General features: G+C 70.8%; 19 protein-coding genes and 1 tRNA gene. 9 read left to right on the forward strand and 11 right to left on the reverse strand.

Translation table 11 applies throughout. From position 1 onward, the window contains the following. Positions 1 to 92: 92 nt before the first annotated feature. The 6 genes from pknB to ACZ6WH_RS21505 form a co-directional block, all read right to left on the reverse strand. Positions 93 to 2,072, reverse strand: coding sequence for a Stk1 family PASTA domain-containing Ser/Thr kinase (gene pknB, locus ACZ6WH_RS21480; RefSeq protein ID WP_469729935.1), 1,980 nt, complete (start codon positions 2,070 to 2,072; stop codon positions 93 to 95). Between the two features lie 145 nt (positions 2,073 to 2,217). Continuing rightward, entirely contained in the window at positions 2,218 to 3,684 is a 1,467-nt protein-coding gene (locus ACZ6WH_RS21485; RefSeq protein WP_469729936.1) for a peptidoglycan D,D-transpeptidase FtsI family protein, read from the reverse strand. Further along, a complete protein-coding gene (locus ACZ6WH_RS21490; RefSeq protein WP_432856808.1) occupies positions 3,681 to 5,078 on the reverse strand; it encodes an FtsW/RodA/SpoVE family cell cycle protein in 1,398 nt (465 codons plus the stop codon). The genes ACZ6WH_RS21485 and ACZ6WH_RS21490 overlap by 4 nt, the downstream gene beginning before the upstream one ends. 23 nt (positions 5,079 to 5,101) lie before the next feature. Beyond that, on the reverse strand, positions 5,102 to 6,613 hold the full coding sequence (locus ACZ6WH_RS21495; protein ID WP_469729937.1) for a PP2C family protein-serine/threonine phosphatase: 1,512 nt from the start codon (positions 6,611 to 6,613) through the stop codon (positions 5,102 to 5,104). A 129-nt stretch (positions 6,614 to 6,742) separates the two neighbouring features. Further along, a complete protein-coding gene (locus ACZ6WH_RS21500; RefSeq protein WP_361553434.1) occupies positions 6,743 to 7,276 on the reverse strand; it encodes an FHA domain-containing protein FhaB/FipA in 534 nt (177 codons plus the stop codon). A 10-nt stretch (positions 7,277 to 7,286) separates the two neighbouring features. Next, on the reverse strand, positions 7,287 to 8,099 hold the full coding sequence (locus tag ACZ6WH_RS21505; RefSeq protein WP_469729938.1) for an FhaA domain-containing protein: 813 nt from the start codon (positions 8,097 to 8,099) through the stop codon (positions 7,287 to 7,289). A 555-nt stretch (positions 8,100 to 8,654) separates the two neighbouring features. Between ACZ6WH_RS21505 and ACZ6WH_RS21510 the strand changes: the two genes are divergently transcribed. Further along, positions 8,655 to 8,738, forward strand: a tRNA-Leu gene (locus ACZ6WH_RS21510). A 208-nt stretch (positions 8,739 to 8,946) separates the two neighbouring features. Here ACZ6WH_RS21510 and ACZ6WH_RS21515 read toward each other — a convergent pair. Next, on the reverse strand, positions 8,947 to 9,597 hold the full coding sequence (locus ACZ6WH_RS21515; RefSeq protein ID WP_469729939.1) for an FMN-dependent NADH-azoreductase: 651 nt from the start codon (positions 9,595 to 9,597) through the stop codon (positions 8,947 to 8,949). A 152-nt stretch (positions 9,598 to 9,749) separates the two neighbouring features. Between ACZ6WH_RS21515 and ACZ6WH_RS21520 the strand changes: the two genes are divergently transcribed. After that, positions 9,750 to 10,112: a winged helix-turn-helix transcriptional regulator gene (locus tag ACZ6WH_RS21520; RefSeq protein ID WP_361553444.1), complete on the forward strand. Its 363-nt coding sequence runs from the start codon at positions 9,750 to 9,752 to the stop codon at positions 10,110 to 10,112. Positions 10,113 to 10,212: 100 nt separating this feature from the next. Here the strand turns inward: ACZ6WH_RS21520 and ACZ6WH_RS21525 are convergent, their stop codons facing one another. Then, entirely contained in the window at positions 10,213 to 10,647 is a 435-nt protein-coding gene (locus ACZ6WH_RS21525) for a MarR family winged helix-turn-helix transcriptional regulator (RefSeq protein WP_432856800.1), read from the reverse strand. Between the two features lie 596 nt (positions 10,648 to 11,243). Between ACZ6WH_RS21525 and ACZ6WH_RS21530 the strand changes: the two genes are divergently transcribed. The 3 genes from ACZ6WH_RS21530 to ACZ6WH_RS21540 are packed head-to-tail and all read left to right on the forward strand — an operon-like array spanning position 11,244 to position 14,005. Then, positions 11,244 to 12,728: a DUF2252 domain-containing protein gene (locus ACZ6WH_RS21530; RefSeq protein WP_469729940.1), complete on the forward strand. Its 1,485-nt coding sequence runs from the start codon at positions 11,244 to 11,246 to the stop codon at positions 12,726 to 12,728. 21 nt (positions 12,729 to 12,749) lie between these two features. Next, on the forward strand, positions 12,750 to 13,619 hold the full coding sequence (locus ACZ6WH_RS21535) for a J domain-containing protein (RefSeq protein WP_469729941.1): 870 nt from the start codon (positions 12,750 to 12,752) through the stop codon (positions 13,617 to 13,619). Between the two features lie 41 nt (positions 13,620 to 13,660). Next, positions 13,661 to 14,005 carry a rhodanese-like domain-containing protein gene (locus ACZ6WH_RS21540; protein WP_361553456.1) on the forward strand — a complete coding sequence of 115 codons (345 nt, stop codon included), beginning with the start codon at positions 13,661 to 13,663 and terminating at the stop codon, positions 14,003 to 14,005. A gap of 152 nt (positions 14,006 to 14,157) precedes the next feature. On the opposite strand, the gene ACZ6WH_RS21545 is transcribed toward ACZ6WH_RS21540, so the two are convergent. Beyond that, entirely contained in the window at positions 14,158 to 15,291 is a 1,134-nt protein-coding gene (locus tag ACZ6WH_RS21545; RefSeq protein ID WP_469729942.1) for an acyl-CoA dehydrogenase family protein, read from the reverse strand. Positions 15,292 to 15,522: 231 nt separating this feature from the next. Here ACZ6WH_RS21545 and ACZ6WH_RS21550 point away from each other — a divergent pair, with 231 nt between their 5' ends. From ACZ6WH_RS21550 to ACZ6WH_RS21560, 3 genes are all read left to right on the forward strand, one after another. Beyond that, positions 15,523 to 16,212 (forward strand): DUF5819 family protein, encoded by a 690-nt coding sequence (locus ACZ6WH_RS21550; protein WP_432856791.1) that lies wholly within the window; start codon positions 15,523 to 15,525, stop codon positions 16,210 to 16,212. Beyond that, positions 16,209 to 17,534: an HTTM domain-containing protein gene (locus ACZ6WH_RS21555; protein WP_469729943.1), complete on the forward strand. Its 1,326-nt coding sequence runs from the start codon at positions 16,209 to 16,211 to the stop codon at positions 17,532 to 17,534. Before ACZ6WH_RS21550 ends, ACZ6WH_RS21555 begins: the two co-directional genes overlap by 4 nt. An 89-nt stretch (positions 17,535 to 17,623) precedes the next feature. Then, positions 17,624 to 18,295: a TrmH family RNA methyltransferase gene (locus tag ACZ6WH_RS21560; RefSeq protein WP_362212646.1), complete on the forward strand. Its 672-nt coding sequence runs from the start codon at positions 17,624 to 17,626 to the stop codon at positions 18,293 to 18,295. Positions 18,296 to 18,304: 9 nt separating this feature from the next. On the opposite strand, the gene paaN is transcribed toward ACZ6WH_RS21560, so the two are convergent. Continuing rightward, complete coding sequence (paaN, locus tag ACZ6WH_RS21565) at positions 18,305 to 20,002, reverse strand: phenylacetic acid degradation protein PaaN (protein WP_469729944.1); 1,698 nt, start codon at positions 20,000 to 20,002, stop codon at positions 18,305 to 18,307. A gap of 223 nt (positions 20,003 to 20,225) precedes the next feature. Here paaN and ACZ6WH_RS21570 point away from each other — a divergent pair, with 223 nt between their 5' ends. Then, on the forward strand, positions 20,226 to 20,819 hold the full coding sequence (locus ACZ6WH_RS21570; RefSeq protein ID WP_432856785.1) for a TetR/AcrR family transcriptional regulator: 594 nt from the start codon (positions 20,226 to 20,228) through the stop codon (positions 20,817 to 20,819). A gap of 42 nt (positions 20,820 to 20,861) precedes the next feature. Here ACZ6WH_RS21570 and ACZ6WH_RS21575 read toward each other — a convergent pair whose 3' ends face one another. Further along, the gene (locus ACZ6WH_RS21575) at positions 20,862 to 21,350 is read right to left on the reverse strand and encodes an Lrp/AsnC family transcriptional regulator (protein ID WP_361553471.1); all 489 of its coding nucleotides are present in this window, start codon (positions 21,348 to 21,350) and stop codon (positions 20,862 to 20,864) included. Between the last annotated feature and the right edge of the window lie 205 nt (positions 21,351 to 21,555).

Consider the following 21,555-nt stretch of genomic DNA (forward strand, 5'->3'; position numbering starts at 1 on the left):
ACCCGCCGTCCGGCGCGCATGTGAGAGGGCCCGGGGCTAGTGATCGCCCCGGGCCCTCTCACATATCGGCTGCCGCCGGTTCTGTCTCGGCGTCAGTTCTTGTCGCGGCCCCAGTTGCCCACGCCGCCCCACCAGCCGCCCTCGTCGCCGCCGTCGTCCCCGTTGCCGGGCATCGTCGTGACGTTCACGGAGGTGCCCTTGGCGACCTCCGTGCCGGCGATCGGGGCGGAGACCACGACGGTGGCGTTGTCGTCCTGCGGACCGGTGATGTTGCCGACCGCGAGACCCATGTCGGTGAGGGTCTTCTTGGCGTCCTTGAGCTTCTGGTTGGCCAGGTCGGGCACCTGGACCTTCTCGGCCGCCTTGGCGACCGTCAGGGTGATCTGGGAGCCGTTCTCGGCCTGGCTGCCGCCGGCCGGGTCCTGCGACAGCACGGTGTCGGCCGGCTTGTCGGACTCCTGGTCGGTGCGGGACACCTTGAAGCCCAGGTCGGTCAGCTGCTTCTGCGCCTGGTCGAAGGGCTTGTTGGTGACGTCGGGCACCGAGGTCTTCGGCTTCTCGGCCGCGATGGTCAAGGTGATCGTCTTGTCCTTGGCCGCCTCGGTCTGGCTCTCGGGGTTCTGCTTGATGACCGAGCCCGGGGTCTGGTCGGAGGCCTCGGTGGTCTGCTGGATGTCGGTGAAGCCCTTGCCCTCCAGGATGGACTTCGCCTTGTCGAAGGTGTAGCCCTTCACATCCGGCACGGTGACCTTGGCGACGCCGGTGCACATCGTCACCGTGACCGTGTCGTCCTTCTCGATGTCGGAGCCGGCCGTCGGGTTCTGCTTGGTGACCTGCCCCTTCTTCACGTTGTCGCAGGTCTTGCTGCCGCCCTTGACGACCTTGAAGTCGCCGTTGCGGCCGGCCTGCCGCGCCTCGTCCAGGGTCTTGCCGACCAGGCTGGGGGCCGGGAAGCTGCCCTCCGTCTTGCCGCCGCTGAACATCGCCTTGCCGATGAAGATCGCACCGATCAGCACCAGGACCGCCGCAACGATCAGCAGGATCGTGGAGGTGCGGTTCTTCTTCTGGCCGCGGCGCCGGTCGGGCCGCTCGTCGTAGCCGTAACCGCCGTCGTCCGGATTGGTCGGCGGCAGCATCGAGGTGGCGCCCGCCGGGTCCTGCGGCCGCAGCGTCGCGGTGGGCTGGTCCTGGTCGTAGCCGACGGCGCCGAGCGCCGCGGTGGCCGCGACCGGCTGCCCGTCCAGCGCGGCCTCGATGTCGGCGCGCATCTCGTCCGCCGACTGGTAGCGGTAGTCCGGGTCCTTGACCAGGGCCTTGAGGACGATCGCGTCCATCTCGGGCGTGATCTCGTGGTCGAAGTTGCTCGGCGGCTGCGGCTCTTCCCGCACGTGCTGGTACGCGACCGCGACCGGGGAGTCGCCGACGAACGGCGGCCGCACGGTCAGCAGCTCGTACAGCAGGCAGCCGGTGGAGTACAGGTCGGACCGAGCGTCGACGGTCTCGCCCTTGGCCTGCTCGGGGGAGAGGTACTGCGCCGTGCCGATCACCGCTGCGGTCTGCGTCATCGTCATGCCGGCATCACCCATCGCACGGGCGATGCCGAAGTCCATGACCTTCACCTGACCGGTGCGGGTCAGCATGACGTTCGCGGGCTTGATGTCGCGGTGGACGATGCCCGCCCGGTGCGAGTACTCCAGCGCCTGCAGCACGCCGATGGTCATCTCCAGAGACCGCTCGGGCAGCAGCTTGCGGCCGGAGTGCAGCAGCTCACGCAGCGTGGAACCGTCGACGTACTCCATCACGATGTACGGGATCGAGACGCCGTCGACATAGTCCTCGCCGGTGTCGTACACCGCGACGATGGACGGATGGTTCAGCGAGGCGGCCGACTGGGCCTCACGGCGGAACCGGGCCTGGAAGGACGGATCGCGGGCCAGGTCGACCCGCAGCGTCTTCACAGCGACGGTGCGCCCCAGGCGGGTGTCATGGGCGAGGTAGACCTCGGCCATGCCGCCGCGGCCGAGCACCGAGCCCAGCTCGTACCGGCCGCCGAGGCGACGCGGCTCTTCCATAGCTACTCCAGCCCTCTCCGTCGATCCCGACCGCACCTGTGTGTGGTCCGGCGGTGTGCTGTTCGGGCATACCGTACCCGGCACGCCTGACGCGGCCCGGCCGCGGCCGCCACCTGATATGCGACCGGTACGGGCGTGACCGAGGTCACTTGTTGCCGTCGAGTACCGCCTCCATGACCGCCTTGGCGACGGGCGCCGCCAGCTTGCCACCGGCGATGTCGCCACGCAGGGTGTCGGAGCCCTCGATGACCACGGCGACGGCCACCGGGGTGCCCTTGTCGGTCTTGGCGTAGGAGATGAACCAGGCGTACGGGTTGTCCTTGTTGTCCTCGCCGTGCTGCGCGGTACCCGTCTTGCCGCCGACCGTCACACCCGGGATCTGCGCGGTGGTACCGGTACCGGTCTTGACGACCGTCTCCATCATGTCCTGCAGCTTCTGCGCGTTCTCCGGCTTCAGCGGCTCGCTGAGCTTCTCCGGCTGGGTCTGCTGCAGCACGTTCAGGTTCGGCGCGACCAGCTTGTCGACCATGTACGGCTTCATCAGCGTGCCGCCGTTGGCGACCGCCGAGGCGACCATGGCCATCTGGAGCGGCGTGGCGCGGTTGGAGGCCTGGCCGATGCCGGCCATGGCGTTCTGCGGCCGGTTGTCCTTGGGGTAGACGCTGGCGTCCGCGCGGACCGGCGTGAAGTGCTCCTTGTTGAAGCCGAACTCGTCGGCCTCCTTGATCATCTTCTCGTTGCCGAGGTCGGCGCTGATCTTGCCGAAGACGCTGTTGCAGGACACGCGCAGCGCCTCACGGAGGCTGGCGTCCTTGCACGGGAGGTTGCCCTCGTTGTTCAGCGGCTGGTGCGCGGTGTCCGGCAGGTAATAGGGCAGCGGCGAGTTCGTCTTCGCGTCGATGTCCGTGTACAGGCCGTTCTCCAGCGCCGCGGCCGCGGTGACGACCTTGAAGGTCGAGCCCGGCGGGTAGGTCTGGCGCAGCGCACGGTTCAGCATCGGCTCGTCGGGATTGCTCTTCTTCAGCAGCCCGTTGTACGCCTTCGCGTCGTCGTCACTCATGCCGGCGAAGCTGGACGGGTCGTAGGAGGGTGCGGAGGACAGGGCGAGGATCGCGCCGGTCTCCGGGTTGATGGCCGCGACCGCGCCCTTCTTGCCCTTCAGGCCCTCGTACGCGGCCTTCTGCGCCTTGGCGTCGAGCGTGGTGACGACGTCGCCGCCCTGCTGCTTCTCGCCGGTGAACATGTCCACCGTGCGGCTGAAGAAGAGCTTGTCGTCGGTGCCGGTCAGGATCGGGTCGTACAGCTTCTCCAGCTGGTTGGCGTCGAACGCCTGCGAGGCGTACCCGGTGACCGGCGCCCACATGGGGCCGTCCTTGTACGTGCGCTTGTACTTGAAGTCGCCGCTGTCGGTGGTGGTCGAGCCGGTCACGGCCTTGTCGCCGACGATGATGTTGCCGCGCGGGATGCTGTACCGCTCGATGGCCACCCGGCGGTTGTGGGAATCGTTCTTGAGTTCGTCGGCCTGGACGAACTGCACCCAGTTGACGCGGATGAGCAGGGCGAGGACGAGAAGGCCGCAGAAGATCGCGACCCGGCGCAGGGGCTTGTTCACGGTCGGACCACCTGGGTCATCTCGGCGTCGGTCGAGGGGGCGGGAGCCGGGGCCGGCCGGCGCGCGGTGTCGCTGATCCGGAGCAGGATCGCCACCAGCGCCCAGTTGGCGATGACGGACGAACCACCCTGGGCCAGGAACGGCATCGTCATACCGGTCAGCGGGATCAGCCCGGTGACACCGCCGGCGACGACGAAGACCTGCAGCGCGAACGCGCCGGACAGGCCGACGGCCAGCAGCTTTCCGAACGGGTCGCGGGCGGCCAGCGCCGTACGGATGCCGCGCTCGATGAGCAGGCCGTACAGCAGCAGGATCGCCATCAGACCGGCCAGGCCGATCTCCTCGCCGACGGTGGCGAGGATGTAGTCGCTCTTCGGCGCGATACCGCCGATGAGGCGCGAGTAGCCCTGCCCCAGGCCCGTACCGAGAATGCCGCCGGAGCCGAAGGAGTACATCGCCTGCGCGGTCTCGGTGACGCCGCCGTTCAGCAGCTCCAGGGGGTTGAGCCAGTTGTGCACACGGGTCTTCACGTGGGACTCGAAGGAGGCCACCGCGACCGCGCCGGCGCCGCTGAGCAGCAGACCGAAGACGATCCAGCTGGTCCGCTCCGTCGCGACGTACAGCATGATCACGAAGAGGCCGAAGAACAGCAGCGACGTACCGAGGTCGGTCTCGAAGACCAGGATCATCAGGCTGAGCGCCCAGATGACCAGGATCGGGCCGAGGTCGCGGCCGCGCGGCAGGTACAGGCCCATGAAGCGGCGGCTGGCCAGCGCCAGCGCGTCCCGCTTCACCATCAGGTAACCGGCGAAGAAGATCGCGATGATGATCTTCGCGAACTCGCCCGGCTGCAGCGAACCCACGCCCGGGATGGTGATCCAGATGCGGGCACCGAAGCGGGCCGGGAAGAACACCGGCAGGATCAGCAGGACCAGCGCCACCACCATCGAGATGTAGGTGTAGCGCTGCAGGACACGGTGGTCCTTCAGGAAGATCAGTACGCCCAGGAACAGCGCCACGCCCAGCGTCGACCACATCAGCTGCCCCGGTGCCATCGCCCCGCCCAGCTGCGGCGTGGTGATCTGCGGCTCCTGGTCCAGGCGCCAGATGAACACCAGGCCCAGGCCGTTCAGCAGCGTCGCGATCGGCAGCATCAGCGGGTCCGCGTACGGCGCCCACTTCCGCACGACCAGGTGCGCGACGCCCGCCAGCAGGCCGAGGCCCAGCGCGTAGCCGAGCACGCCGGCCGGGACCGTGTCCTCCTTGGCGAGCCCGACATTGATGTAGGCGAACACCGGGATGATCACGGCGAACACGAGCAGCGCCAGTTCGGTGTTCCGGCGGCTCGGGGCTCCGATCGTCCCGATGGTGGTGGTGTTGCTGGTACTGCTCATGAGATCAACTGCCCCCTACGCCCTCACTGCTGGGTGCTGCAATTCTTTTCCAGCCGCTGCTGCTCCGCGGAGGGGGAGTTGCTGGTGGACGGCGTGGGAGTGGGGCTCGCGCTGCTCGTCGAGCTGCCCGGCCCGGAGGTCGCGTCCGGCTTGGTACCGGCGGTCCCGCCGGCCCGGCCCTCGCTCTTCTTGCGGGCCGCCTCGCGCTCGGCGGCCTCCCGCTGCTGCATGGACTTGCACGCGCCCGCCTGCTTGCCGAGCTCGCCGACCTTGGCCAGCGCCTGCGTCCGGCTGTCGACCGCGATCGTCTCCTCGACCTGCTTGCGCTGGTAGGCGGGCAGGTACTTGAGTTCGATCTCGGGGTGATCCTGGTCGATCTTGTTCATGCTGAACCACGCCAGGTCCTGGCTGATGCCCTGATACAGGGCCACATGCCCGCTCTTGGCACCCACGAAGTACTGCGACTGCGTCCAGCGGTACCCCGCGTACAGACCACCGCCGACCACGGCCAGGCACAGCGCGACGATCAGCGTCGGCTTGATCCACCGGCCGCGCCGCCGCGGCTGCGCGTAGTCCTCGTCGACGAACGCGCCGTACGCGCCCTGCGGCGGAACCGCCTCGGCGCCGCTCCCGGGCGGGCCGAAGCCGCCGGACGGCTGCTGCGGTACGTCACCGCGACCGCCGCGCCCCAGCTCGGCCGCGCGGCCCGCCGGGGTCTGCATGGCACCGTCACCGAACTGGTGCTGGTTCTCCGCGACCGCGCCCACGATCACCGGGGTGTCGTTCAGCTGGCCCGCGAGGGTGTCGGTGTCGTCGACGTTCAGCACGTCGGCCACGATGCAGGTGATGTTGTCCGGGCCACCGCCGCGCAGCGCGAGCTGGATCAGCTCCTGCACCGTCTCGTGCGGGCCCTGGTAGCTGGCGAGGGTGTCCTCCAGCGTCTGGTGGCTCACCACCCCCGACAGACCGTCCGAACAGATCAGGTACCGGTCCCCGGCGCGCACCTCTCTGATGGAGAGGTCCGGCTCGACATGGTCACCGCTGCCCAGCGCCCGCATCAGCAGCGACCGCTGCGGGTGCGTCGTGGCCTCTTCCTCGGTGATCCGGCCCTCGTCGACCAGCCGCTGCACCCACGTGTGGTCCTGCGTGATCTGGGTCAGCACCCCATCGCGCAGCAGGTATGCGCGGGAGTCGCCGACATGCACGAGGCCGAGCCGCTGCCCGGTCCACAGCAGGGCGGTCAGGGTCGTCCCCATGCCCTCCAGCTGCGGGTCCTCCTCGACCATGACGCGCAACTGGTCGTTGGCGCGCTGCACGGTGGTGCCGAGCGAGGTGAGGATGTCGGAACCCGGCACGTCGTCGTCGAGCTGGACGAGGGTGGAGATGACCTCGGACGAGGCGACCTCACCGGCGGCCTGGCCGCCCATGCCGTCGGCAATGGCGAGCAGGCGCGGGCCGGCGTACCCGGAGTCCTCGTTGCCCTCCCGGATCATGCCCTTGTGGGACCCCGCGGCAAAGCGCAGTGACAGACTCATGCGCACCTCGCCCGTCGGCTCGGGGTACAGCCGGTCTCGCGCCACACTGCCCACCCTCCGGTCGGGAGCGCGCACGGGCCGGCCGAGTGGACCGCCGCGGCTCGCTCGCTCCGCTCGCTCATTGTCGTACTACTTCCGCAGCTCGATGACGGTCTTGCCGATGCGGATCGGCGCTCCCAGCGGAATCGGCGTCGGAGTCGTCAGCCGGGTCCGGTCGAGATACGTGCCGTTCGTGGACCCGAGGTCCTCGACGATCCACTGCCCGTCACGGTCCGGGTAGATCCTGGCATGCCGGCTGGAGGCGTAGTCGTCGTCCAGCACGATCGTGGAATCGTGCGCCCGCCCCAGCGTGATGGTCTGGCCCTGCAGGGCGACCGTCGTGCCCGTGAGGGTCCCTTCGGAGACCACCAGCTTGGTGGGTGCGCCGCGGCGCTGGCGGTTGTTGCCGCCCCGCCCGCTCTCCTGACGACGCTGCGCCTGCTGCGGTGCCGCCGCCTGCCGCTGTGCGCCCCGCGGTTCCTGGCCCCCGCGACGAGCGGCGCCGCGCTGCGTGACGCGCGTGCCGAACAGATCGCTGCGGATGACCTGTACGGCCACGATGACGAACAGCCACAGTACGGCGAGGAAACCCAACCGCATGACCGTGAGGGTCAGCTCTGACATTGCCCCCGCTTCACCCTTCGGCTTGCCGGTAAACGATGGTGGTGCTGCCCACGACGATCCGCGAGCCGTCGCGGAGCGTAGCGCGGGTGGTGTGCTGCCCGTCCACCACGATGCCGTTCGTCGACCCGAGATCCTGGATCGAGGACGGCGATCCGGTCCGGATCTCGCAGTGGCGGCGCGAGACCCCCGGATCGTCGATGCGTACATCGGCGTCGGTGCTGCGGCCGAGCACCAGCGTCGGACGCGAGATCTGATGGCGGGTGCCGTTGATCTCGATCCAGCGCCGGGTCTGGGCCTGCGGCTGCGGTCCGGCGCTGGTGCGCGCGGCCTGCGGCGCACCGGGCGGAGGAGACGAGGGCATGGGGGGCGGGCCCACGTGTCCGCCGCCGGGCCGGCCGGCCCGGGCCGCGCCTGCCCCTTGCGGGGCGGCGCCTCCCTGCTGTGACGAACTGGCGGCGAGAGTGCGGCTGCGCACCCGGTACAGGCCGGTGTCGAGGTCCTCCGCCTTTTCGAGGTGGACCTTGATCGCGCCCATGAACGTGTAGCGCTGCTGCTTCGCGTAGTCCCGCACCATGCTGGACAGCTCGTCGCCGAGCTGACCGCTGTAGGGGCTGAGGCGCTCGTAGTCCGGCGTGCTCAGCTCCACGATGAAGTCATTGGGGACGACGGTCCGGTCGCGGTTCCAGATCGTGGCGTTGTTGTCGCACTCACGCTGGAGCGCGCCCGCGATCTCCACGGGCTGCACCTCGGACTTGAACACCTTGGCGAAGGTGCCGTTGACGAGGCCCTCGAGACGCTGCTCGAAGCGTTTCAGTACTCCCACGGGGCACCTCCTTCCTCAGTCTTCTTCAGGGTCGCCCCTGTACTGCTTACTGATCGTATCCACGCGTCGGGAAAACAGCTGGTTCCCCTTTCCCGCCTAGAGGACGAGTGTCGCCTCTCACAAGGTTGCCCACGCTCGCCGTCCCATGCTGACTGCGATCGTAGATGCGGCCGGACGACAGTGTCCCGCAACTGCCCGGCTCCCCGGGCGGGCGGGGCCGTTGAGGAGGTGCGCGGGGCCCGGATGGACCTTTGTGGCGGGCGCCGTACTGACGTGACGGGGAGGATTGGATGCCCGCAGCGGGGCCGGGCGGGTGACCGGCGCACGAACGGTCCGCACGAGCCGGAGCGCGCAGAGTTCGAGAGCGGCGCCCGGGGCCGGCCATGCAGCGGTCGGGGAAACGGCCCAGGTGCGGCCGGCAGGTGGCCCGCGGGGAACGAGTGTGAAGGCACCCCTCGCAGCGTGCTAATGTTTTCCATGTCGAAAGGCGCTCCCGCCGAAGACCCGGACCAACGGCCCGGATCACCGGTGAGAGAATCGAACGACAACACCCATGCGCGGGTGGCGGAATAGGCAGACGCGCTGGATTCAGGTTCCAGTGCCCGAAAGGGCGTGGGGGTTCAACTCCCCCCTCGCGCACAGAGGACCCCCGGTCCCGGAGAGATCCGGACCGGGGGTTTTTCGTTGTCGGTGGTGCCGTGGGAGCGGTGCTCGGGGCGACGGCCGTGGGCGGCCGCGGCGGAGCGGTTTCGAGCCGGGCAGCGGAGAATGGAGCAGGGGATGTGAGGCGTACCTCACATCCCCTTTTTGATGGGGCCGGCCCGGCGGCTGCCGGAGTCGGTCCGGCTCAGGCGGCCACGCGCTCCGCGAGCTCCTTGGCCTTGGTGACCGCCTCCTGCTGGACCTTCTCGCGGGAGGCCTCGAAGAGCGGTATCAGCTCGGCCATCGCCGGGTTCGACGGCGCCATGGTGAGCTCGGGCACGATGAAGTGCACCTCGAAGCCGAAGGCGCCGGTCAGCACGGACTCCAGGTAGTTCTGCACGTACTCGAAGCTTTCGCGCGGGGTGCCCGGGGCGTAGCTGCCGCCGCGGCTCGCCACGACGACGACCGGGGTGCCCTTGGCGGACTGGGTCTCCCCGGCGGTGCGGCCCATGATGATCGTCTGGTCCAGCCACGCCTTCAGGGTCGACGGAATCGTGAAGTTGTACATCGGGGCGCCGATGACGATCGCGTCCGCATGCTCGATCTCCTCGGCGAGCGTCGTCCGCACCGCGAACGCCGACTGCTGCTCCGGAGTGTGGGTGGCGGGGTCGCTGAAACCGGCCGAGGCGGCGACGCCGTCGAGGTGCGGCAGCGGGTCGACGGCCAGATCGCGGTGGATCACCGTGCCGCCGGGGTGCTGCTCCTCCCAGGTCTTGCGGAATGCGGTGGTCACCGCGCGCGAGGCGGAGGCGCCCTCGGGGGAGACGGACGAGTCGATGAGCAGCAGCGTGGCCATGGTGGGCTCCTGGTGGCTGGAGGCCGGTAGGGGCCGGGGCCGATGGCCGGCGTCCCCTTCCTCGGCAGTGGATGGAAAACCGTATGTACCTATGAATAGCACAGTAGCTTACTTTTCTGCAGTACCCAACGGGAACGCAGTACTCTGGTCTCATGGCGGAACGCGGCGGAGAGGCATGCAAGCAGGTCGACAGCGGTATGACGCGCGTCTTCGGGCTGCTCGGAAAGCGGTGGACGGGGCTCATCGTGGCCACCTTGATGTCCGGCCCGGTGCACTTCGCCGATCTTCGGAGGGCGATCCCGGGCATCAGTGAGCGCATGCTCTCCGACCGGCTCGTGGAACTCGGCTCGGCGGGCCTGGTGGTCCGCGAGGTCGACGCCGGGCCGCCGCTGCGCGTCGCGTACCGGCTCTCCACCGCCGGCCTCGCCCTGGAGCCGGCGCTCAAGGAGCTCGCGCGCTGGGCCGAGACGTATTTGGCGGACGGCGGTCAGTGCCCGGAGCGGTTTCGGGACTGAGGGGGCTGAGGGGCTGACGGGGGGCTGGCGGGGGTCGGTGAGGGCGTTGGGGGTGAGCCTCCTCGGGGCCCGGGCCCCGGTGCCGTCTTGAGCGGTGAGGTCAGCCCAGCTGCTGCTGTGCCTCGTTGTAGCGCAGCAGGTACGAGGCGAAACGCTCCAGATCCGCGTCGTTCCATTCGGCCAGCCGGTCGGTGAAGGCCTGGCGGCGCTGCGCACCCGCGCCGGCGAGCACCTGGGCGCCCAGTTCGGTGGGGTGCAGTACCTGGACGCGATGGTCGTCGGGGTCGACGCGGCGCTCGACGAAGCCCAGCCGCTCCAGCGCGGAGATCTGTCGGCTCACCGTGGATTTGTCCAGCAGGTAATGCGCGGCGAGGTCGGTGGCGCGGCAGCCCTTCTGGTCGTCCAGGTGGGCGAGGAGGGTGTACGAGACGAGGGAGAGCTCGGGGTGCATCCGGGCCGCGGTGGCGCGGGCGCGACGTGCGAACGCGGTCAGCTCCTGCTGAATGATCCCGACGGAGTCGTCTCGCTTTGCCACTGTCTTTGCCCTTTCTCGATTTGTTGCATATTACAACCTATTTGCCGAGTTGTGTAAGCCGACGGGTGGCGCGGGGGCAGCCGCCCGAGTCGTGTGAGCCGTCTGTTCCGCACCCCCTCCCGCAAGTTATCCACAGGCCCTGCCGCCCGACGCGGCCTGTCTGTAGCGTCATCTCCATCAACATTCCGCACGCGGCATCCGACCGAAAAAACGGGGATGGATGGCCTGATGGGGCGGGTGGTGAGGGGGTTGGGGAGGGGTGGGGGCGGGGGCCCCGGGGGAAGGAGGGGAAACGGTTCGGCGAGGCTTCCTCCGCCCGGCTCCCCCACCCCACCCCACACCTCCGCCTCCACCCCTCCCCAACCCCACGCCTCCGCCCCCCCCGGACGCACGCTCGCCTCTGCCCCGCCCGCTCCCGCTCCTGCCGCCCGCCCCCGCTCCCTCCGCCCACCCCCGATCACCCGGCCACTCCCACCCCAGTTCGCCCCGCCCGCCCCCGATCACCCCGCCACTCCCACTCCCACCCCAACTCGCCCCGCCCGGCTCCAGTCGCTCACTCTCCCCACGTCCCTCACCCCCGACCCCAAGGACCCGTCATGGATTCCCTTCGTCTCCCCTATGTCAGTGGTTTTGCGCGGCGCGGTGATGAGGGGCCCGGGCCGAAGGCGGTCGGCAAGGGGTTGCGGGAGACGGTTCCGCGGTCCGCGCATGGTGAGCCGGCTCTCGGGGCGGGGCGTCCCGACGCCGTGGCGGCGGTGGAGGAGTCCAACGCCGGGCGCATTCCGGAGCTGATCCCGATACGGGTCGGCCGGATGGCGGCCTCGCCGTTCGCCTTCCTGCGCGGCTCGGCCGGGCTGATGGCGTACGACCTGATGACCACGCCCGTCACCGGCATCGCGGCGCAGATCTGTGGCGACGCGCATGCCGCGAACTTCGGTCTGTACGCCGACGCGCGCGGGCGGCTCATGATCGATCTGAACGACTTCGACGAGACTCTGCGGGGGCCATGGGAGTGGGACCTCAAGCGGCTGGCCACCTCGTTCGTCCTGGCGGGCCGCGAGGCGGGGGTCGGCGAGGACACCTGCCGGGACGCGGCGCGGGACGCCGCGGGCGCGTACCGGCGCACGATGCGGCTGCTGGCGCGGATGCCGGCACTGGACGCGTGGCACGCCATCGTGGACGAGGACCTGGTCTCGCACGCCGATGCCCGGGATCTGGTGGGCACCCTGCAGCGGGTCATGGACAAGGCGCGCAAGAACACCAGCGCGCGGTTCGCGGCGAAGGCGACCGAGGTGGTGCCGGATGACGGTGCCGGCCCCGCCGATGACGGGGCGACGGGCACCGACGGCCGCCGTGGGAGTGGGCTGCGGCGGTTCGTGGACGCGCCGCCCGTGCTGCGGCGGGTGCCGGACGCGGAGGCCGCGGCGGTGGTCTCGTCGCTCGGCGGGTACCTGCGGACGCTGCCCGACGACCGGCTGCCGCTGCTGTCCCGGTACGCGGTGCACGACGTGGCGTTCCGCGTGGTCGGCACGGGCAGCGTGGGCCTGCGGTCGTACGTCGTCCTGCTGGTGGATCCGCGGGGTGAGCCGCTGGTCCTGCAGGTGAAGGAGGTCCGCGGGTCGGCGCTGGCGCCGTACGTGCAGAAGGCGGGGTTCGAGATGGCGCCGGTGGAGCACGAGGCGCGCCGGGCGGTGCTGGGCCAGAAGCGGATGCAGGTGGTGAGCGACATGCTGCTGGGCTGGACGACGGTGTACGGCACGGAGGCGGCGTCGGGCGGGCGCCGGGAGGGGCTGCCGTTCCAGGTGCGGCAGTTCCGCAATCGCAAGGGGAGCGTGGATCCGGCGGCGCTGCCGGCGGACGAGCTGGACGATTACGCGCGGATGACCGGTGCGCTGCTGGCCAGGGCGCATGCGCACAGTGCCGACCCGCGGCTGGTCGCCGGGTACTGCGGGAAGAACGAGGCGCTGGACGACGCGGTGGCCGCGTTCGCGGTGGCGTACGCGGACCGTACGGAGGCGGACCACGAGGAGCTGGTGACGGCGGTGCGCAACGGCCGGATGGCCGCGGAGCCGGGAGTGTGAGCCGGGCCGTAGGGTGGCCGGGTGACGAACTCGCAAGCGGAGAACGGGCAGGACGGCCAGGCAGCCGGCGGTGACGGAGGCCCGCAGGGCCCGGCGGCGGGCGGCCCCGAGGGAAGTGACGCGGGGACCGCACGGCTGGCGCAGGCCGTGCGGGCGGCCGAGCAGGCACTGATCGAGTTCGAGATCGCGGTGGAGACCTTCCGGGTGGAGGTCGAGAACTTCTCGCGCCTGCACCACCAGCGGCTCGGGCCGATGTACTCGCGGCTGGACGAGCTGGACGCGCAGATCGCGGAGGCCGTCGCGGCGCGGTCGGGCGATCCGGAGGACGCGCGCAGGGCGCAGGAGCTCCGTGCCGCCGTGCTGCCGATGCCGGGTGTGGAGGAGCTGTTCCACGGCTGGATGGGCGGGGAGGGGCTGTGGCCGGAGGCGCAGGCGATGCTCACGGACCAGCCGGTGCGTCCGCCGCAGAAGGTGCGGCCCAGCGAGGAGGCCCGCAAGGTGTACCGGGAGCTGGTGCGGAAGGCGCATCCGGACCTGGCGCAGGACGAGCGGGAGCGGGAGCGCCGGGACGCGTTCATCGTGCGGGTCAATGCCGCGTACGCCGCGGGTGACGAGGGGGCGCTGCGGGAGCTGGCGGCGGAGTGGGAGGCCGGGCCGGTACCGCAGGAGCGGCTGCTGAGCGAGAGCGAGGAGCTGTACGCGCGGCTGGAGTGGCTGGCCGAGCGCAAGGAGCTGCTGACGGCGGTCGCGGCGGAGCTGGAGGACAGCGCGATCGGTCAGATGCTGAAGATGGCGCCGGCGGATCCTGACGCGCTGCTGGAGGAGATCGCGGAGAAGCTGCTGGCGGATGTCGCGGAGCGCGAGCAGCGGCTGGCGCAGCTGGTCGGATAGCGCGGCGCGTGCGGGGACGCCGGTCGGGTAGCGTCGGGTCCATGCATTTCGGTTCTGTGCCCACGGTTGGTGTCGATGCGCTCGCGCCTGCGGATTTCCTGCTGGACGTGCGTGAGGACGACGAGTGGAAGGCCGGGCACGCCGAGGGTGCCCTGCACATCCCGATGAGTGACTTCGTCTCGCGTTACGGCGAGCTGACGGAGAAGGCGCCCGAGGACGGCAAGGTGTACGTGCTGTGCCGGGTGGGTGGCCGTTCGGCGCAGGTGACGCAGTACCTGGTCCAGCAGGGCCTCGACGCGGTGAACGTCGACGGCGGCATGCAGGCGTGGGAGGCCGCCGGTCGTCCGGTGGTCACCGACGAGGGCGGGACCGGCGTGGTCATCTGACGCCCGGCCGAGGGTTGTTGGCGGCGGCGCTCTGTTTCACGTGAAACGTGGAGCAGAGCGCCGCCGCGTTTTTTTACGTCCGCTTGCGGGCCGTTTTTTCAGGTCCGTATGCAGGCCGTGTTTTTCACGTCTGCTCGCAGGGTGGAGGCGGTTCACCCCAGCGGATGGGTGGCCAGCAGGTCTCCGAGGGCTTCCTCATGGGCCGGGGCGGAGCCGAGCGCGAGCTCCAGTTGCTTGGCCCAGGCGTGGTAGCGGTGCAGCGGGTAGTCGGTGTCGGCGCCGAAGCCGCCGTGCAGGTGCTGGGCGGTCTGTGCGACGCGGCGTACGCCCTCCGCGGCCCAGATCTTGGCGACGGCGACGTCGCCCGCCGGCGGCAGGGCGCCGGGTGCGCCGGAGCCGAGGCGCCAGGCGGCCTGCCAGAGGGTGGCCTCCATGGCCCGCAGGTCGATGTACCGGTCGGCGGCCTGTACGGCGACGGCCTGGAACGTGGCGACGGGGTGGCCGAACTGTTCGCGGGTGCCGGTGTACGCGGCGGTCATGGCGAGGACGCGTTCGCCCAGCCCGAGGGCCTGGGCGCAGGTGCCGACGGTGAGGAGCTGTCGCAGCCGTTCCCACGCGTCCGGGTCGGTGACCATCTCGTGGTCGGTGAGCCGTGCGGCGTCCAGGCGTACCTCGGCGTACCGCTCTCCGTTGGTGGAGGTCTGCTCGGTGAGGGTGACGGAGGGGTGGTCGCGGGGGACGAGGGCGAGTACGGCGCCGCCGTCGTGGGTGTGGGCGGGGAGCAGGAGATGGTCGGCGCTGTGGGCCCAGGGCACGGCGGTGTGCGTGCCGTCCAGGGTCCAGCGGGCGCCCTCGCGGTGTGCGGTGACGGCCAGTTCGGCGGGCTCGTGGCCGGTGCGGCCGGCGCCGGCGGCGGTGAGGAGCAGTTCGCCGCGGCCGACGCGGGGCAGTGTCTCCTCGCGGAGGGCGGGGGCGGCGTACGTCTGCAGGGTGAGGGCGGCGGCGGTGGTCTCCAGCAGCGGTACGCGGGCGAGGGCCTTGCCGGCTTCGCGCAGGACGAGGCAGAGGGCGACGGGGTCGAGTCCGGTGCCGCCGTACGCGGGGTCGAGGCAGAGGGAGAGCAGGTCGGCGTCGGCCAGGGTGCGCCAGAGGCCGCGGTCGATGTCGTCGGCGACGGCTCCGGCGGTGAGGGCGGGTGAGGGGACGGCGTCGGGGGTGACCCCGGAGAAGACGGCCTCGGCCGCTTCCGCGGCCGCCTGCTGTTCCTCGGTGAAGGTGAAGTCCACGGGTCTGTCCTTCCGCACGCACCGTTGGGGGCTGCAAGGTAGAACAGGTTGCAGGAATGGGGAAGGGCGACGGGTGGGTGTGGTGCGGCCGGTGTCATCCGTACGGGGCGCCCGGGCGGCACGGGACGTGCCGAGCCTGTGCACAACTGGGGGATCACTGTCGCCGCGCACGCCTCCTGGGTACGGTTCCGTGGCGGGACAGCCCGCAGAGGACCGGGAAACGGGGCAGGAATGCAGTCATACGCGGAGGAATCGCGACCACCAGAGACACCACCGGCGTCCGCGCTCTCACTGCCCTCGCGGATCGTGCTGGCGACCGCCGCGGGCGGGATCGCGGTCGCCGCGCTGGTCCACATCGCGATGATGTTCCTGCACGTCGCCCCGTCCAACACGCTCACCAAGGCGCACGGCGCGGCGGTCGGCGACTACGTCTACCCGGAGTACGAGCAGAACTGGAAGCTGTTCGCGCCCAACCCGCTGCAGCAGAACGTCTCCGTGCAGGTCCGCGCGGAGATACGCCCCGGGGACGGCGGCAGCGCCCGTACGACCGGCTGGACCGACCTGTCGGCGCGCGACGGCCGGGCCATCCACCACAACCTCTTCCCCAGCCACACGCAGCAGAATCAACTGCGCCGCGCCTGGGAGTCCTTCGTCGGCTCGCACGACGAGCGGAACCGCGCCACCGGCCTCCGCGGTGAGCTCTCCGAGCGCTATCTGCGGCGGATCGCGATGGGCCGCCTCGGTGAGCAGTGGACGGCGGCCGGCGGCACGGTCGACCGGGTGGAGTTCCGGTCGGTGACGACGCCGGTGAGCCCGCCGCCGTGGAGCGCGGAGAAGATCAGCACCAAGCCCGCGTACCGCGTGCTGCCCTGGTGGCCGGTCACCGTCGACGACCTGCCCGAGGGGGCGAGCAACCAGTGACCACCCATGCCACGGAGCGCGGGAGCGCCGACGAGCAGGACTACGTCGTACGCGACACCTGGATAGAGCGGGTGATCGGCCGCGGGTTCGCCCGGGTCACGGCCGGCCCGTTCGCCCCGTACCAGTCCGCGGTGATCCGTATCGGCTTCGCCATGACCTGGCTGCTGTTCCTGCTGCGCGAGTGGCCGAACCGCCATGAGCTCTACGGGCCGGACGGGGCGTTCAGCCTGGACATGGCCCGCCGGCTGCTCGGCAGCAACGGGGCGTTCTCGGTGCTGGTCTGGTCCGACGGGCGCGGCTGGTTCGAGCTGGTGTACGCGTTGGCGATGCTCTCCAGCGCGCTGCTGATGGTCGGCTGGCGCACCCGCACCATGTCGGTGCTGTTCATGATCGGCGTGCTGTCGCTGCAGAACCGCAGCATCTTCCTCGGGGACGGCGGCGACAACGTCATCCACCTGATGTCGATGTACCTGGTCCTGACCCGGTGCGGGCAGGTCTGGTCGCTGGACGCCCGGCGCGCGCGGCGGGCGGCAGCGGCGGGCACCGGGGACGTGCCCGGCCGGGACATCACCGGCATCGTGCTGTGGTCGGTCCTCGGACTGGTCCTCGCGCTCGCCCAGCTGGCGGGACTGTACGGGCTGGAATGGACGGGCGACGGGCCGTTCCCGCACGTGGGCTGGGGCCTGACGCTGTGGGCGCTGTGGCTGGCGCACGGCGCGTGGTGGTGGGTGCGGCGCTACGCGCCGGGGGAGCCGCGTGCGGTCCTGAACACCGTCGCCGACCTCGCGCACAACGGCGCGCTGCTGGTCATCGTGGTCGAGGTCTGCCTGATCTACGCCACGGCCGGCTGGTACAAGATCCAGGGCGGCCGCTGGCAGGACGGCACCGCGGTCTTCTACCCGATGCACCTGGACTACTTCTCGCCGTGGCCCGAGCTGTCCGCGGTGCTCGCGGGCAGCGGGCTGCTCATCATGCTGATCACCTACGGCACGGTGATCGTGCAGGTCGCGTTCCCCTTCACGCTCTTCAACCGGCGCCTGAAGAACGTGCTGCTGGTGGCCATGATCCTGGAGCACCTGTCGATCGCGGTGCTCCTCGGACTGCCGTTCTTCTCCCTCGCGATGGTGGCGGCGGACGCGGTCTTCCTGCCGACGAACTTCCTGCGGTGGCTGGGGGCGCGCGCTTCGGCCCTCCGCGCCCGGCTGCTCCCGGGCAGCGCCCCGCGGTCCGCGCCCGCGGCGCCGGAGTCCGGGCCGGAGCCGGCCGACGGGCCGGGGGCTCGTACGCGGGAGTCCGGCGGTGGCCATACGCTCGTGGGGTGAGCAGCGAGAACACCGCCCCCGGCAGCGGTCAGGGCACCACCGGCAGCGGCCGGGAGACCTCCGGCCCGCGCACCACGGGCCCGGCGACGATCCTCCCCGACGAGTCCGCGCGGACCGCCGAGCCCGTGCAGTACGACGAGGGGTTCGCGACGGTCGTCGGTGTGGGGCCGCACCCGGAGCCCTGGCCGCGGGACGAGCGGTACGATCCGGAGCTGCTCGCGCACGGCGACCGGCGCAACGTCGTCGACCAGTACCGCTACTGGACCCGCGAGGCGATCGTCGCCGACCTGGACACCCGCCGTCATGACTTCCATGTGGCGGTGGAGAACTGGGGCCACGACTTCAACATCGGCTCGGTCGTACGGACAGCCAACGCCTTCCTGGCCAAGGAGATCCACATCGTCGGCCGGCGGCGCTGGAACCGGCGGGGCGCGATGGTGACCGACCGCTACCAGCACGTACGCCATCACCCCGACACCGCCGACCTCACCGCCTGGGCGGCCGCCGAGGACCTGCCGATCATCGGGATCGACAACCTCCCCGGCGCCGTGCCGCTGGAGACCACGGAACTGCCCCGGCGCTGCGTACTGCTCTTCGGGCAGGAAGGGCCGGGCCTCACGGAGGACGCCCGGGCACACGCCGCGATGGTCTGCTCGATCGCGCAGTTCGGCTCGACCCGTTCGATCAACGCGGGGGCGGCGGCCGCCATCGCCATGCACGCCTGGATCGGCCGCCACGCCCGCATCGAAGGCCCCGCGTAGGGCCGCGGGTCAGGCCTGTCGGCGCACCTCCACCGTCCGGAACCGGTTGGCCACGAACGCCGCGTCGCACAGCGCGGCGTTCGCCGCCGGGTTGCCGCCGGAGCCGTGGAAGTCGGAGAACGCCGCGGTCTGGTTGACGTACACCCCGCCCGTGAGATTCAGCGACAGCTGCGCGCACTCCTCCAGGCAGGCCTCCTCGACCAGCCGCTCCACCTCGGAAGAGGTGGTGTACGCGCCGACAGTCATGGCGCCCTTGTCGCGCAGCGTACGGCGCAGCAGCTCCACGCCCTCCGGCGTGGAGTCCACCGCGACGGCGAAGGAGACCGGGCCGAAGCACTCGGAGAGGAAGGGCGGCTCGGCGTCCGCGCTCTCCCACTGCTTCCGCTCGCCGTCCGCCTTGACCACGACGGGCGTGCGGACCGTGGCGCCGGGGAAGTCGGGGTGCGTCACCTCGCGGGAGGGCAGCGCGACCTCGCCGAGCTCCGGGGCGGCCGTGATGCGCGCGGTGACCTGGGGGTTCACGATCGCGCCGAGCAGGGCGTTGGCCCGGGCGTCGTCGCCCAGCAGCTTCTGCACGGCCCCCGCGAGGTCCTCGACGACCTCGTCGTACGACTTGCGCCCGGCGTCCGTGGTGATGCCGTCCCGCGGGATGAGGAGGTTCTGCGGCGTGGTGCACATCTGGCCGCTGTAGAGGGACAGCGAGAACGCCAGGTTGCCGAGCATGCCCTTGTAGTCGTCCGTGGAGTCGATGACGACGGTATTGACGCCGGCCTTCTCCGTGAACACCTGGGCCTGGCGGGCGTTCTCCTCCAGCCAGTCGCCGAACTCGGTGGAGCCGGTGTAGTCGATGACGCGGACCTCGGGGCGCAGCGCGAGGACCTTGGCCAGGCCCTCGTCGGGGCGGTCCACGGCGAGCGCGACGAGATTCGGGTCGAAGCCGGCCTCGGCGAGCACCTCGCGGGCTGCGCGGACGGTGAGGGCGAGCGGCAGGACGGCCCGCGGATGCGGCTTGACCAGCACCGCATTGCCGGTGGCCAGGGAGGCGAAGAGGCCCGGGTAGCCGTTCCACGTGGGGAAGGTGTTGCAGCCGATCATCAGGGCGACGCCGCGCGGGACGGCCTGGAAGGTCTTGCTGAGCTCCAGCGGGTCGCGCTTGCCCTGCGGCTTGGACCACGGGGCCTCGCCGGGGGTGCGGGTCTGCTCGGCGTAGGCGTACGCCACCGCCTCCAGGCCGCGATCCTGGGCGTGCGGCCCGCCGGCCTGGAACGCCATCATGAACGCCTGGCCGCTGGTGTGCATCACCGCGTGCGCGAACTCGTGGGTGCGGGCGCTGATGCGGGCGAGGATCTCCAGGCACACCGCGGCGCGGGCCTCGGGTCCGGCGTCCCGCCAGGCCGGCATCGCCGCGCGCATGGCGGGCAGCAGGACGTCGGGGTCGGGATGCGGGTAGGAGATGCCCAGCTCGATGCCGTACGGCGAGATCTCCTGGCCGGTCCAGCCGTCGGTGCCGGGCTGGTCCAGCTCGAAGCGGGTGCCGCGGAGGGCGTCGAAGGCGGCCTGGCCCTCGGGCGCGGCATTCTCGCCGTACGCCTTGGGGTGCTCCGGGTGCGGGGACCAGTACGCGCGGCTGCGGATGGTCTCCAGCGCCTTGTCGAGCGTGGGGCGGTGTTTCTCGATCAGCTGCGTGGTGGTCGGGTCGGCGGCCATCGGGGAACCAACTCCTCGTCGATCAGGCTGGGAGCGGACAGGCAACGGAGCTAGAGTAACCGAACGATCGGTCGGGGCAAGGGGGCTTGGAAAGTCTGTGGAAAACTCCGCGGACGCGCCGGTCACCATGGCGGTGTCGGGGCCCCGCCGCTCCCCCGCCGGCCGCCGTTCCGTCCCGCTCCCCGGTCCGCTGCGCGGCCCCGTCCGGAAAGCTGCTGTAATCATGACCATGGCCAAGCGCGACACCTACACGCCCGATTCGCTGCTCGCGGTCGCCGTCGAGGTGTTCAACGAGCGCGGGTACGACGGCACGTCCATGGAGCACCTCTCCCGGGCCGCCGGCATCTCCAAGTCCTCCATCTACCACCACGTGCGCAGCAAGGAAGAGCTGCTGCGGCGGGCCATAAGCCGGGCGCTGGACGGCCTCTTCGGCGTGCTCCAGGAGCCGGGCGCGACGCGGGGGCGGGCGATCGAGCGGCTGGAGTACGTGACCCGGCGCGAGGTCGAGGTGCTGATCGCGGAGCTGCCGTACGTGACGCTGCTGCTGCGGGTACGGGGCAACACCGACACGGAGCGGTGGGCGATGGAGCGCCGCCGTGACTTCGACAACGAGGTCGCCGAGCTGCTCAAGGCAGCGGCCGCCGAAGGGGACCTGCGGCCGGACGCCGACATCCGGCTGGCGACGCGGCTGCTCTTCGGCATGATCAACTCGATCGTCGAGTGGTACCGGCCGGGTCGCGGTGGCTCGGCCAGCAGCGAAGAGGTCGCCGACGCCGTGGTCCGCACCGCCTTCGCGGGCCTGCGCAACGAGGCCTGACCCCGCACGGCTCCCGCCGCGCCGGACGCCCCGACCGGCGGGTCAGCCCTCCGGTTCGAGGTCGGTCTCCTCGAAGACCAGCAGGGTGCGGGTGGAGAGCACCTCCGGTATCGACTGGATGCGGGTGAGGACCAGCTCGCGCAGCGCCCGGTTGTCCTGCGTGTGGACCAGCAGCAGGACATCGAAATCCCCGCTGACCAGTGCGATGTGGGCGGCGCCCGGCAGCGCCTGGAGCGCTTCGCGGACCGTGCGCCAGGAGTTCTGCACGATCTTCAGCGTGATGTACGCCGAGGCGCCCTGACCCGCCCGTTCCTGGTCCACCCGGGCGCTGAAGCCGCGGATCACGCCGTCGTCCAGGAGCCGGTTTATCCGCGCGTAGGCATTGGCGCGGGAGATGTGCACGCGGTCGGCCACGGACCGTATCGACGCACGGCCGTCGGTCTGGAGCATGCGCAGGATGTCGCGGTCCACGGCGTCCAGCGCGCGGACGGGCTGCCGTCCGGCGGGATTGACCATCTGTTCGTCCGGCATGCCGTCCCGTCTCCCCTTCTTGGACGTCCTGACTCCATTCCAGGCTGTGCAGAACCGATTGTCCACAGGCTTCCCCCGCCTGTAGCCAAAATGTGTCGGCAACCGAACAATCGGTAGGGAGGGATCCGGCCCACCGGCCGGTGCCTCTGCATCGCAGTTTTCCCTTCAGCCGCCCGTCCCCACCCCGCACGAGGCGCACAGCGCC

The organism is Streptomyces sp. NPDC050806, assembly GCF_055586425.1.